Genomic DNA, 12,568 nt, shown 5'->3' with positions numbered 1-12,568 from the left:
GCAAAGGTACATTATCTCAATTGATTAACAAGAGGTAGTGCGATCATTTAGAATTGTTTTAAAAACACTATTGCTTGGGAATTAATTGAGTTTGAGTTAGAAAAATAGATGTCTTTTGTTCCCCGATAAATTTGTAAATTTAATGGTGCTGGCTTTTATTCTTCTCCAATTCAATTTGTTCTTTTTTTAAGAATGTCTTGGATTGAAAATTGTGTTTGTTGCTAAATAATTTTGTGTATTTTTATCCCGCAAATTCAGCTTTTTAAAAGGCCTTGATATTGAGTGGGTTTAGAAATGAATTCTCTCGTTGTTGCCAATTTTGTTTATGTAAATTGAAGTTGGGAACTGTATTTGTATCACAGAATAATGAAAAACTAAGAAAGATGAAACGTATTTTGGTTCCAGTAGATTTTTCCGGTGATTCGCTCAAGGCTTTGAAGTTTGCGCTTAATTTGGCAAACCATCTCGGTACGGATTTGAGAATGATTCATGTGAAAAAATCAAAGAAATTTGAGATTCCATTTCACTTTAATGAATTTGAGGATCAAATAGTGCATACCGTTCAAGAATATTTTGAAAAACTGATAGAACTTCATTCGCCTGCTTACCAAGTAGAGAATGGAGTTTTTGATTTTAAAATAAGAACCGGTAGTGTGTATAGAGAGATCGTTAACCAGGCAAAGTATGGCGATTCTTACTTGATTGTGATGGGAGCTTATGGTGCATCGGGATTTGAAGAGTTTTTTATTGGAAGCAATGCTTTTAAGGTGGTAAGCAATGCAAGTTGTCCTGTGATTACGGTTCGCGAAGAATTGTCGAAGAGTGGGGTTGCTACGATTTTAATGCCATTTGATGCCAGTAATGAAACCAGAAAGAAAATCCCTTATGTAGCTGAATTGGCTGAAGCTTGTAAAGCAAAAGTTCATGTTTTAGGTGTTCATGAATCATCCGACACTGCCATTGTTGGAAAGATTGAGCACTATATGAGACAGGCTGAAGAATATTTGAATGAGAAAAATATAGAAGTGGTAAAAGATATCCGTAAAGGAGATAATAATACCACAACCGCTCTTGAGTATGCAAGAGAAATTAATGCAGATTTAATTGCCATTATGACTGAACAGGCCGAAACAACTTTTAGCATGTTTTTTGGATCTTATGCAGAGCAAATGGTTAATAAATCGGAAGTGCCAATTCTTTCTGTTCCGAATTGGAAATAGACAATTGGTTATAGATGTAGAAGCTATTTATAATTTTTAAATATACAATGTATGAAGTACTGTTGGTTTATAGCAATTTTTGTTTTCATGTTGATTGGAGGTTCTGCGAAAGCTCAGAATTATGAAAGTGTTGAAACGAAGAGTGATTCAATTGGGACAGTTAATATTCTTCAAGATGAAAGAATTGATCAATTGCTTGAAACTGATAGTATCATTAATTCTCAGAAACAAAGTTTCACAGGATATAGAATTCAGATATTTTTTGGAGGGAGTACCGATAGAGAAAAGGCTTTCCAAATAAAAGATGAGTTTTTGGAATTATTTCCAGAAGAAAGAGCTTATGTAGTGTATACAGCTCCTGATTTTAGAGTGCGTGTTGGTAATTTTAGAACAAAACTTGAATCAATAGAATTGTATAAAGCATGTGCTGAATTTTACCCAAATTGTTATCCGGTGAAAACGGAGATAATGTTTTCTGAAATGGAACCATTAAAAGAAGAGAAAGAGCTAATTGTTGATGACAATATAGAATAGCAAAATACATACTAAATAACCATTTAAGAATAAAAGAATGAGTGACCAATTAAAGCATGAGTGCGGGATAGCAATGATCCGACTGCTTAAACCTCTTGAATACTACAAGGAAAAATATGGATCCTGGCAATATGGTATTCAAAAGCTTTATTTGTTGATGGAAAAACAACACAATAGAGGACAAGAAGGTGCAGGTGTTGTTGGTTTGAAGTTAGATCAAACTCCTGGAGAAAAGTACATTTCCAGAGAAAGATCTTGTGGGAACCAACCTATTAAAGAAGTTTTCGAAAACATTTATGGAAGATTGCGTGAAGGAGAAAAGAATAATCCTGAAAGCTTTAAAGATCCTGTGTGGGCGAAGGAAAACTTACCATTTGCAGGTGAATTGTATTTGGGGCATTTGAGATACGGAACTTTTGGGCGTAACAGTATTGATTTTGTTCATCCTGTTATGCGTGAAAACAACTGGAAGTCGAGAAATTTAGTGTTGGCAGGGAATTTTAACCTAACCAATGTTGATGAACTTTTTAATCTTTTGGTTGATTTGGGACAGCATCCTAAAGATTATACCGATACAGTTACAATCTTAGAAAAAGTTGGTCACTATCTGGATGAAGAAAATCAAATGTTGTTCCGTCAGTATAAAAATGATGGATATTCAAATAGAGAAATTTCTCCTTTAATTGAAGACAGTATTGATATTCAAAAAATTCTTTCAAGTGCAAGTAGATCCTGGGATGGAGGTTATGCAGTTGGAGGTATGTTTGGTCATGGCGATTCATTTGTAATGCGCGATCCTTGGGGAATTCGTCCAGCATTTTATTATCAGGATGATGAAGTTGTTGTTGTTGCCTCGGAAAGACCAGTAATTCAAACAACATTTAATGTTCGTGCCAATACAATTAAGGAAATTGCTCCTGGTAATGCGGTTATCATCAAGAAAGATGGTAAGATAGAAGAGGTTCCAGTTCGTGTGCCTCAGAAAAGAAGATCTTGTTCATTCGAAAGAATTTATTTCTCGAGAGGTAGCGATAAGGATATCTATTTGGAAAGAAAGAAATTAGGTCAATTGTTGACTCCTGCTATTCTTGATTCGGTAGATCATGATATTAAGAATACAGTATTTTCTTTTATTCCAAACACTGCTGAAACTGCCTTTTATGGTATGATGGAAGGGGTTCGTCAGAAGTTAATGGAAGAGAAAAAAGAGCAGATTCACGACTTAAATGGCAGTTGGACTGAAGAGAAATTACAGGAAATTATTTCTGTAGAGCCTCGTGTTGAGAAGATTGCAATTAAGGATGTTAAGCTTAGAACTTTTATTACCAACGACGAAGGAAGAGATGATTTGGTTGGTCATGTTTATGATGTAACCTATGGAGTTGTGAAGAATCAGGAAGATAATCTTGTTGTGATTGATGACTCTATTGTTCGTGGTACTACGCTTAAGAAAAGTATTTTAAGAATTTTAGATCGCTTACATCCTAAAAAGATTGTTATTGTTTCTTCGGCTCCGCAAATTCGTTACCCTGACTGTTATGGTATAGATATGACAAGAATGGGTGAATTTATTGCCTTTAACGCAACCATTGCTATGCTTAAAGAGCGTGGAATGGAGCATATTATTGAGGAGACTTACAAAAAGTGTAAAGCTCAGGAAAATCTTCCAAAAGAAGAGATTGTGAATTACGTAAAGGAAATTTACAAGCCTTTTACTGCAGAGGAAATTTCAGCGAAAATTGCAGAATTACTTACGCCGGAAGGTATTGAAGCTGAAGTACAGATTGTGTATCAATCAATAGAAAATCTTCATGAAGCTTGTCCTGAGAATAATGGTGACTGGTATTTTACTGGAAACTATCCAACTCCAGGAGGAAACAAAGTTGTGAATACTTCATTCATTAACTACGTGGAAGGAAACGATAAGAGATCTTATTAATAAGAAAAAAAATAGAAAAGAAAAGCCGATCAAATCGATCGGCTTTTTTATTTTATAACACTTAGTTTTATTTTTTCTTGAAGATATTCAGATTTGGTTTCTTAGGTAATTTGATCTTTAGAAACGATAAATATGACGATGTGTGTCTGTCTATCTTCTGATCGTAAACATCTGCAATCGTAATCATGATTCCTGTTTCTTCAACATCGCCAAAGTGTTTGTTTACTGCAGTGCCAAAACATTTCATTGTTGGTGATAAACCCATGTAAGCATTGATAAGCGGAGGAATATTTTCCCCGTTTTTTCTTACATTTTGTGATAAGATTTTATAATTCTCATCGAAAGTTTCACCGCAAAAATCTTTCGCCAATTGTTCTTCATCCATGTTTGTTTGAAGCGGAGTAGTTGGCCAAGCCAATTTTTCTACATCATTAAACATTTTGTTCATGAAATACAGAATGTGATTTCTTGCATCTCTATTGTAATCAGGATACATGGTAACCTTGCCAAAGAAATATTTAATTTCAGGATAATCAACAATTAAAGCACCAAGTCCATCCCACAAATTGTCTAAAGCATATAAGCTTTTTCTGCCTTTTTTTATTGATTGATAATCCGGCTGAACAAAAGAGCGGCCAAGCTCAATCATGTGTGGTATATAGTTCTTTTTAAAATCATCTGAGAAGTTAAAAAGTCTCGATGTTGCCAAATAGGTATCTCCATTTTCATCAACAGGAGCTTCGCTACACAAAATATAACGATAACCACCTAAAATTTCTTTGGCTTTAGGATCCCAAACGATTAATTGGTGATACGGTTTTTCATCAATGTCGAATTTATCGATATCAAGTTCTTTTCCGGTTCCACCACCAGCTTTTCTAAAAGTAATTTCTCTTAGTCGACCAACTTCTTTCATTAAGTTAGGCGAATCATGATGAGTAAAGCAATAGATTTCATTAGACCCCTTGTTGGTCTTGCGCACAAATCTCTCTTCTGTTAGCTCCTTTTCAAGCTCTTCTCTTGGTACAGGGGGTATAATTTCTTTCATTTTAAAGTGGTGTTAATCCTAAGTAGGATGGTTTTATTTTTGGTATTAATGGGCAACGAAATTAATCACTAATCGAAACAAATAATATTAATGTTATTTATTTTTTGATAAAAGTAATTTTCGTTTTTAGTGATCTGCAAGTTTGTATGATTCTCTTTTCATTTTGTCGGCCCACTTATCATACGATAAGCTCTTATCAAAAGTTTTATAAGAAACAGGCTTTCCAATTCTGACTGTAAAGGTTTTACCTCTTTGCTTAAATAGTTCGTTTGGCAAATATAACATTTCCAAATTAGATTTTAATCCAAAGAATTTTCTCAAATTGGCTAAATTGTAGAAAAAGTTAGAGTTTCTGCCATCCATGTGTATGGGTACAATGTCTCTTTTGTGCTTTATTGCTTTTGCAATGAAACTTTTCTTCCATTCTAAATCCTCAATTTTCCCCTTTTGTTTTCGTGAAACTAAACCTGCAGGAAATGTTAGAATAGTAGAATCGGATTGATATGCACTCTCTAATAAAATTGCAGCAGCTTTTGCTTGTCCTCCATGTTTGTTTATTGGAATAAATATATCGCTTAGATTTTTGATATTCATTAAGATGTCGTTTACCAAGAACCTAATATTGCTAAATTCTTTTCCAAATATGCTAATTAGAATAATTCCATCAGGACCTCCAAGTGGATGATTGGATGCAAATAAATATCTTCCGTTTTTATCAATATTCTCAAGCCCTACAACTTTGAATTTGATATCAAGTTCTTCCAAAACGCTATCGGCAAATTCAATGCCCTGTTTTTGATAATTTCTAGATAGAAAATCGTTGATTTCATCTTGATGAATGATACGTTTTAAATATCTCACAATAAAACCAGGAAGAAGCTTTGCTAGTTTTTCGCTTTTGCTTGCAAATACTTTTTCTATATCAATTTTCAAATAATTATCTGAATTACTTTCCATAAAAGTTTAGCATAGATTATTTAGACCTGCAAATATCGCAAATTTATTGCATTGTTAGTCTAATTTTAGGGACATAATAGAGCATCCTGCATAATAAATAATTGTTGTAGCAAAGAAAAGTTATCAACAATACAATAAAAGTGGGACTATGTGGTTGAAAGTGGGAGTTTTTTTCTCTAATTTTACAATTGTAAATCGGTTTTTTTAATGCAAACATTCATAGGTGATTATAAATGCAAATTAGACGCAAAAGGTCGTGTGTTGTTGCCTTCAGCGTTTCGGAAGCTTCTAAATGGAGATTCGGAGAATCGTTGTGTACTTAGAAAAAACCTACATGATAAGTGTCTTGATTTGTATCCGATGAAAGAATGGGAAAGGCAAATTGAGATGGTTAGAGCCAGAGTAAATACCTTCAATAAAAGACATGCAGCTTTTATGCGTGAATTTTACAGAGGTACTGCAGAGGTGCAGATTGATAGTAATGGAAGAATCTTAATTCCCAAAAAGTTTTTTGAGTTTGCGGGTTTTAGAAAGGATATCACTTTAGCCGGGCAGGATGATAAGATCGAAATTTGGGATACTGAAGCCTACGAAAAACCAGCACTGTCAGACGATGATTTTAGCAGTCTGGCAAATGAGATTTTAGGAGGGAGTATTAATCCTGAATTATAATTGATTTTGAGAAAAACATTGGCTTTCTTCGCGCTTGATTTAAATAGTGATTAAAAGATTAGAAATGAGTGAATATCATATACCAGTTTTGTTGGATGAATGTATTGAGGGATTGAAAATCAATCCTGAGGGAATCTATGTGGATTTAACCTTTGGAGGAGGTGGTCACTCACGAGAAATATTGAAGCATTTAACTACTGGAAAATTGATCGGTTTTGATCAGGATGAAGATGCTGAAGCCAATGTTCCGGATGATGAAAATTTTATTTTCGTTCGTCACAATTTCAGATACTTCAAAAACTTTGTAAAGTACCTGGGGTATGAGAAGATCGATGGAATTTTAGCTGATTTAGGAGTTTCTTCTCACGAATTTGATGTTGCAGAGCGTGGTTTTTCTTTCCGTTTCGATGGTGATTTGGATATGAGGATGAACCAGAGTTCAGATTTTACGGCAGCTGATATTCTTAATGATTACGATGTTGAAGATTTGTTTAAGATTTTCAAAATGTATGGAGAAGTGAAGAATCCTGGTAAGTTGGTGAAATTGATTGAAAATTATCGCAAAGAGAACAATTTTGAAACCATTCAGCAGTTTAAAGAGGTGATCGCTCCATGTGTGCCAAAGTTTAAAGATCATAAATATTTGGCTCAGGTGTTTCAAGCACTAAGAATTGAGGTGAACAAGGAAATGGATGTTCTCAAGGAAATGCTGGAGCAGTGTGCGGATGTATTGAAGCCTGAAGGTAGATTGGTAGTGATAACTTATCACTCGTTGGAGGATCGACTGGTGAAAAATTACATACGTGATGGCAAGTTTGAAGGAGGAGCTGAGAAAGATTTCTTTGGCAATGTTCAAACACCACTGACAAGTGTAAATAGAAAAGTGATTTTGCCAGGCGAAGAAGAAATTGAAAGAAATGGCAGAGCAAGAAGTGCCAAGCTTCGAATTGCAAAACCAAATTTGAAATAGCATGTTTAGATTTAGAAAAAAATACAACGATTTTGTAAGTCCTACCAAAGAACAGAAAGAGATTTCCAGTGCTTCGGTAAAGGATTTTATCGACGGTAGTATTTTGACTAAATCGGCAGTTGTTCAGCAATTGCCATTTGTGCTTTTTTTGGTTTGCCTTGGTATTTTCTATATCAGTAATCGATATAAATCAGAAAAGGTTTATAGAGATATGGTTAGCCTTGAAAAGGAATTGAAAGATCTAAGATTCGAGTCGATTACAACGGCTTCGGATTTAATGTATATGAGTAAACAATCGGAAGTTTTAAAACGAGTTCAAAAGGAAGGTTTGGGTTTGACTGAATCAACGGAACCTCCTGTGAAAATTTACATTGATAAATAGTGCCAATAAAAAAAGATATCATATGGCGAGTTGGTTTGGTGTATGCAGTTGTAATGTTTTTTGCATTAATGATTGTAGGACGCGTTGTGACCTTACAATTGTTCGAAGGAGATTATTGGAGAGGAAAGGCTCAAAAAATCTCACAACGAGATGTGATTGTTCGTGCCAATAGAGGAGATATTTGTGCTGAAGACGGACGTATTTTAGCTACTTCTTTGCCATATTATCAAATAAGAATGGACTTTAGAGCTTCAGGTTTAACCGATGAAGTATTTAAATCGAAAGTTGATTCGTTGGCTCTTCGTTTGTCAAGATTTTTCAATGATAAATCGAAGAATGAATATCGTCGATTCTTATGGAATTCAAAATACAAGAAAAAATCCAACCGATATGTCCTGATTAATCGCCGTAAGGTAAACTACAATGAACTTAAGGTGATTAAAACTTTTCCATTGTTCCGATTGGGCAAAAACAAAGGCGGTTTAATTTGTGAACAAGAAAATAAACGACAACAGCCTCACAGAAATCTGGCTACAAGAACGATTGGTTACCTGAATAAAGAGGATAACAACAAGTTGATTGGTAGAGTTGGCATGGAGGGTGCATTTGAAAGTGAGCTGAAAGGAGTTGATGGTGTTAGTATCATGCAAAAAATGTCGGGAAGATGGTTGCCTGTAAACATGGTGGAACCCAAGGATGGAAATGATCTGATTACAACCATTGATGTCAATTATCAGGATGTGGCCGAGTCGGCTTTATATCATCAATTGGTCAAATATAATGCGCATCATGGATCAGCTATTTTAATGGAAGTGAAAACAGGAGCCATTAAAGCCATCGCCAATATTGGCTATGATGAGAAGAAAAAAGAGTATCGCGAGTTGTATAACTATGCTATTGGGGAGGCAACCGAACCAGGTTCAACCTTTAAGCTGGCATCTATGATGGCGTTGTTGGAGGATGGTTATGTTGGTCCAATGGATTCGGTTGATACAGGTAACGGAATTTACCGTTTTTACAATGCAAAAATGAGAGATTCTCATCATGGAGGATATGGAAAGATAACGGTTCAGGAAGCTTTTGAAAAATCTTCGAATGTTGGGATTTCGAGATTGGTAGATGAGCACTATAAAAATAAACCAAGAGAATTTATTAATCGATTGTACGATTTTCGTTTAAATGAACCTCTTGGACTGGAAATTAGAGGTGAAGGTACACCAAAAATAAAATATCCTGATGATCCAACCTGGTCCGGAATTTCATTGCCATGGATGTCCATAGGATATTCGGTGCATCAAACTCCATTACAAACGCTAACTTTTTACAATGCAATTGCCAATGATGGTAAAATGATGAAACCGAAGTTTGTAAAGGAGATTAGATATCATGGTGAAGTGATCTCAAAGTTTGATGAAGAAGTTTTAAAATCAAAAATTTGTTCTGGACAAACATTGGAAACCATTCAGAATATGTTGGAAGGTGTAGTTTTGAGAGGAACTGCCAGGAACTTGAGAAATTCAAACTATAAGATTGCAGGTAAAACTGGAACGGCGCAAATTGCAGATGGTAAAAAAGGCTATGGTCATAAAGTTTATCAAGCTTCATTTGTGGGCTATTTTCCTGCTGATGATCCTATGTATTCTTGTGTAGTAGTGATCAATCGTCCAAATAAAACGAAAGGGTTTTATGGGAATCAGGTTGCTGGTCCGGTTTTTAAATCAATTGCTGATAAGGTTTATGCAATGAGCTATTCCATGCATCCGGAAAGAAAAAATGAAGAAGAGGAAGGACCTAAAGTGCCAATTTCCCTTAACGGGAGCAAAGAAGATTTAGATTTGGTTTTTGATGATTTGAATATTGATATCACAAACCCGAAAATTCAAACAGAATGGGTCGTTACATCTCGTAAAGACTCGGTTATTGAATACAAATACAGAAGAGTAAAGAACTTTTTGGTTCCGAATGTAAAAGGAATGGGAGTGCAAGACGCACTATATATATTGGAAAATGTAGGGTTGAGAGTTCAAGTACGTGGGGTTGGTTCTGTTTCCAAACAATCTTTGCGTCCTGGTAGCAATTTCCGTTCGGGAGATAGAATAACGATTGATTTATCTTAAAGAATAAGATATGAGTGTGAATATTAATGAACTTTTTAGTTCGGTTAAAATAGAAAGCCTAAAGGGGATGAGTGATGTTGAGATCAACAACATTCATTTTGATTCCCGAAAGGTAGAGGAAGGAGACCTGTTTGTAGCTTGCAGGGGAACTGTGAGTGATGGGCATAAGTATATTGCATCAGTAGAAGAGAAAGGTGTAAAAGTTATTGTTTGTGAAGAATTGCCAAAAGTTACCAACTCTGAAATTACATATATCATTGTTGAAGATTCATTGACTGTATTGTCTGAATTGGCACACAATTACTACGGAAAACCAACACATGATATTCAACTGGTTGGTGTTACCGGTACAAATGGAAAAACAACAATTGCTACTTTATTGTATCGACTTTTCAAAAAGTTAGGGTACAAAGTGGGATTGTTGTCAACGGTAAGAAATTATGTGGATGAGAAAGAAATTGCTGCTACTCATACCACTCCTGATCCATTGCAATTAAATGCATTGCTTGCAGATATGGTTGCTGAAGGGTGTGAGTTCTGTTTTATGGAAGTAAGTTCGCATGCAATTGATCAAAAACGAATTGGTGCATTGCAATTTAAAGGAGGAATATTTACCAATATTACGCATGATCACTTGGATTATCACAAAACATTTGATGTGTACCTAAAAGTGAAGAAACGCTTTTTTGATGATCTAGGTAAAACATCTTTTGCCATTACCAATGCTGACGACAAGAATGGAAAATTGATGCTGCAAAATACAAAAGCACATAAGTTTTTGTATTCATCGCGTTCTTTTGCTGATTTCAGATGTAAGATTTTGGAAAAGCACTTTACCGGAATGTTGATGGAGATTGATGGTGTTGAAACCTGGACCAATTTTATTGGTGACTTTAATGCACACAATTTATTGGCCGTATATGCAGCAGCCAGATTATTAAATCAGGAGAAGGAGGAAGTACTTCGTGGAATTAGCGAACTAACTTCGGTGGACGGAAGATTTGAGAGTATTATATCACCGGAAGGAATAATGGCTATTGTTGATTATGCCCATACTCCTGATGCTTTGAAAAATGTTTTAGAAACCATAGAGGCATTGCGAACCAGAAACGAGCAAGTGATAACTGTTGTTGGATGTGGTGGAGATAGAGATAAAACCAAGCGACCAACAATGGCAAAAATTAGTGCGAATTTAAGCGATAAGGTGATTTTGACGTCGGATAATCCAAGGTCGGAAGAACCTGATCAGATTATTTTGGATATGAAAGAAGGTGTTGATGCTAGTGACTTGAGAAAAGTTTTAGCAATTACCGATAGAAAAGAGGCCATTCGTACAGCTTACATGTTGGCACAAAAAGGAGATATCATCCTGGTGGCAGGAAAAGGTCACGAGGATTACCAGGAAATAAAAGGAGTGAAACATCATTTTGATGATAAAGAAGTAATACAAGAAATTTTTAAACTGTAGGTATGTTTTATTATTTGTTCAGATATTTAAATCAGTTAGATTTTCCGGGTGCTGGAATGTTCGATTACATTTCATTTCGTGCGTCAATGGCAATTATGTTGTCCTTGTTTATTTCAACGGTATTTGGGAAGAAAATCATTTTATTACTTCAAAAACAACAAATTGGGGAGATAGTTCGTGATTTGGGTTTAGCTGGTCAGCTTGAGAAAAAAGGTACTCCTACAATGGGAGGAATTATCATTATCATTTCGATTTTGATTCCTGTTCTACTTTTTGCCAAATTGGAAAATACCTACATCATATTAATGGTAATAACCACAGTTTGGCTTGGTTTTATTGGCTTTGTTGATGATTACATTAAAGTATTCAAGAAAGACAAAGAAGGATTAAAGGGAAGGTTTAAGGTAGCAGGTCAGATTGGACTTGGTTTAATTGTTGGTCTTACTCTTTATTTGAGTGATGATGTTGTAGTTCGTGAAAAAGCGGATATTGACGAAATTGGTGTAAAAACAGAGTTGGTAGATGAAGGATTTACTTCAGAAGAACCAGGAGCTACCAGACTTACAACTGATGTGAAGTCAACAAAAACCACTATCCCATTCTTTAAAAATAACGAGTTTGACTATGAATATCTTGTAAGTTTTGCGGGAGAACATGCTCCAAAATTGGCTTGGTTGGTGTTTATAATTATCACAATATTTATTGTAACAGCAGTTTCCAATGGTGCAAATATTACCGATGGATTAGATGGTTTAGCAACAGGATCATCAGCAATTATTGGAGCTACATTGGGGATTCTGGCTTATGTGTCGGGGCACGTTGTTTATGCTGATTATTTGAATATCATGTATATTCCAAATTCTGGTGAGTTGGTAGTATTTATAGCTGCATTTATTGGTGCAACCATTGGATTTATGTGGTACAATTCATTCCCTGCACAAGTATTTATGGGAGATACAGGTTCGTTATCACTTGGTGGAATTATTGCAGTATTTGCAATTATCATTCATAAAGAATTGCTGATTCCTATTTTATGTGGAATCTTCCTGGTAGAGAATATTTCGGTAATGATGCAGGTTTCATGGTTTAAATATACCAGGAAGAAGTATGGCGAAGGCCGAAGAATATTTAGAATGGCTCCCTTACATCATCACTACCAAATGAAGGGATATCCGGAACCAAAAATTGTAACACGTTTCTGGATTATCGGAATTTTCCTTGCGGTGATCACGATTGTAACGCTTAAAATAAGATAATTTTT

The 12,568-nt window shown here is 35.2% G+C and carries 11 protein-coding genes; 9 read left to right on the top strand and 2 right to left on the bottom strand.

The genetic code is table 11. The features are described 5' to 3' along the window. Positions 1 to 383: 383 nt before the first annotated feature. Genes BXY64_RS19850 through BXY64_RS19840 form a run of 3 tightly spaced genes read left to right on the top strand, consistent with a single transcriptional unit; the run spans position 384 to position 3,693 of the window. Positions 384 to 1,220, top strand: a complete 837-nt coding sequence (locus BXY64_RS19850) for a universal stress protein (RefSeq protein WP_120241713.1) — start codon at positions 384 to 386, stop codon at positions 1,218 to 1,220. Positions 1,221 to 1,271: 51 nt separating this feature from the next. Then, a complete protein-coding gene (locus BXY64_RS19845) occupies positions 1,272 to 1,754 on the top strand; it encodes a hypothetical protein (protein ID WP_147376050.1) in 483 nt (160 codons plus the stop codon). A gap of 37 nt (positions 1,755 to 1,791) precedes the next feature. Then, positions 1,792 to 3,693 (top strand): amidophosphoribosyltransferase, encoded by a 1,902-nt coding sequence (locus BXY64_RS19840; protein ID WP_120241711.1) that lies wholly within the window; start codon positions 1,792 to 1,794, stop codon positions 3,691 to 3,693. A gap of 67 nt (positions 3,694 to 3,760) precedes the next feature. Here the strand turns inward: BXY64_RS19840 and BXY64_RS19835 are convergent, their stop codons facing one another. Together BXY64_RS19835 and BXY64_RS19830 are read right to left on the bottom strand one after the other, a co-directional pair. Next, positions 3,761 to 4,741: a GNAT family N-acetyltransferase gene (locus tag BXY64_RS19835; RefSeq protein ID WP_120241710.1), complete on the bottom strand. Its 981-nt coding sequence runs from the start codon at positions 4,739 to 4,741 to the stop codon at positions 3,761 to 3,763. 126 nt (positions 4,742 to 4,867) lie between these two features. Continuing rightward, entirely contained in the window at positions 4,868 to 5,698 is an 831-nt protein-coding gene (locus BXY64_RS19830) for a 1-acyl-sn-glycerol-3-phosphate acyltransferase (protein WP_120241709.1), read from the bottom strand. 207 nt (positions 5,699 to 5,905) lie between these two features. On the opposite strand from BXY64_RS19830, the gene mraZ reads away from it, so the two are divergent. From mraZ to mraY, 6 genes are all read left to right on the top strand, one after another. Beyond that, positions 5,906 to 6,370 carry a division/cell wall cluster transcriptional repressor MraZ gene (gene mraZ / locus BXY64_RS19825; protein WP_120241708.1) on the top strand — a complete coding sequence of 155 codons (465 nt, stop codon included), beginning with the start codon at positions 5,906 to 5,908 and terminating at the stop codon, positions 6,368 to 6,370. Positions 6,371 to 6,434: 64 nt separating this feature from the next. Continuing rightward, the gene (rsmH, locus tag BXY64_RS19820; protein ID WP_120241707.1) at positions 6,435 to 7,340 is read left to right on the top strand and encodes a 16S rRNA (cytosine(1402)-N(4))-methyltransferase RsmH; all 906 of its coding nucleotides are present in this window, start codon (positions 6,435 to 6,437) and stop codon (positions 7,338 to 7,340) included. A gap of 1 nt (position 7,341) precedes the next feature. Beyond that, entirely contained in the window at positions 7,342 to 7,722 is a 381-nt protein-coding gene (locus tag BXY64_RS19815; protein ID WP_110362767.1) for an FtsL-like putative cell division protein, read from the top strand. Continuing rightward, on the top strand, positions 7,722 to 9,839 hold the full coding sequence (locus BXY64_RS19810; protein WP_120241706.1) for a penicillin-binding protein: 2,118 nt from the start codon (positions 7,722 to 7,724) through the stop codon (positions 9,837 to 9,839). Before BXY64_RS19815 ends, BXY64_RS19810 begins: the two co-directional genes overlap by 1 nt. A gap of 10 nt (positions 9,840 to 9,849) precedes the next feature. Further along, on the top strand, positions 9,850 to 11,307 hold the full coding sequence (locus BXY64_RS19805) for a UDP-N-acetylmuramoyl-L-alanyl-D-glutamate--2,6-diaminopimelate ligase (RefSeq protein WP_120241705.1): 1,458 nt from the start codon (positions 9,850 to 9,852) through the stop codon (positions 11,305 to 11,307). Between the two features lie 2 nt (positions 11,308 to 11,309). Then, positions 11,310 to 12,563 carry a phospho-N-acetylmuramoyl-pentapeptide-transferase gene (gene mraY, locus BXY64_RS19800; protein ID WP_110362763.1) on the top strand — a complete coding sequence of 418 codons (1,254 nt, stop codon included), beginning with the start codon at positions 11,310 to 11,312 and terminating at the stop codon, positions 12,561 to 12,563. The last annotated feature ends 5 nt before the right edge of the window (positions 12,564 to 12,568 follow it).

Origin of the sequence: Marinifilum flexuosum (assembly GCF_003610555.1) — a bacterium.
Lineage (GTDB): Bacteria > Bacteroidota > Bacteroidia > Bacteroidales > Marinifilaceae > Marinifilum > Marinifilum flexuosum.
Note: the sequence above shows the minus strand (reverse complement) of the source record. Positions and strands in the feature narration are given on the sequence as shown.

Excerpts from the sequence above, each read along its gene's own strand:
- BXY64_RS19850 (WP_120241713.1), top strand. The coding sequence starts at position 384 with ATGAAACGTATTTTGGTTCCAGTAGATTTTTCCGGTGATTCGCTCAAG.
- BXY64_RS19845 (WP_147376050.1), top strand. The coding sequence starts at position 1,272 with ATGAAGTACTGTTGGTTTATAGCAATTTTTGTTTTCATGTTGATTGGA.
- BXY64_RS19840 (WP_120241711.1), top strand. The coding sequence starts at position 1,792 with ATGAGTGACCAATTAAAGCATGAGTGCGGGATAGCAATGATCCGACTG.
- BXY64_RS19835 (WP_120241710.1), bottom strand. The coding sequence starts at position 4,741 with ATGAAAGAAATTATACCCCCTGTACCAAGAGAAGAGCTTGAAAAGGAG.
- BXY64_RS19830 (WP_120241709.1), bottom strand. The coding sequence starts at position 5,698 with ATGGAAAGTAATTCAGATAATTATTTGAAAATTGATATAGAAAAAGTA.
- mraZ (WP_120241708.1), top strand. The coding sequence starts at position 5,906 with ATGCAAACATTCATAGGTGATTATAAATGCAAATTAGACGCAAAAGGT.
- rsmH (WP_120241707.1), top strand. The coding sequence starts at position 6,435 with ATGAGTGAATATCATATACCAGTTTTGTTGGATGAATGTATTGAGGGA.
- BXY64_RS19815 (WP_110362767.1), top strand. The coding sequence starts at position 7,342 with ATGTTTAGATTTAGAAAAAAATACAACGATTTTGTAAGTCCTACCAAA.
- BXY64_RS19805 (WP_120241705.1), top strand. The coding sequence starts at position 9,850 with ATGAGTGTGAATATTAATGAACTTTTTAGTTCGGTTAAAATAGAAAGC.
- mraY (WP_110362763.1), top strand. The coding sequence starts at position 11,310 with ATGTTTTATTATTTGTTCAGATATTTAAATCAGTTAGATTTTCCGGGT.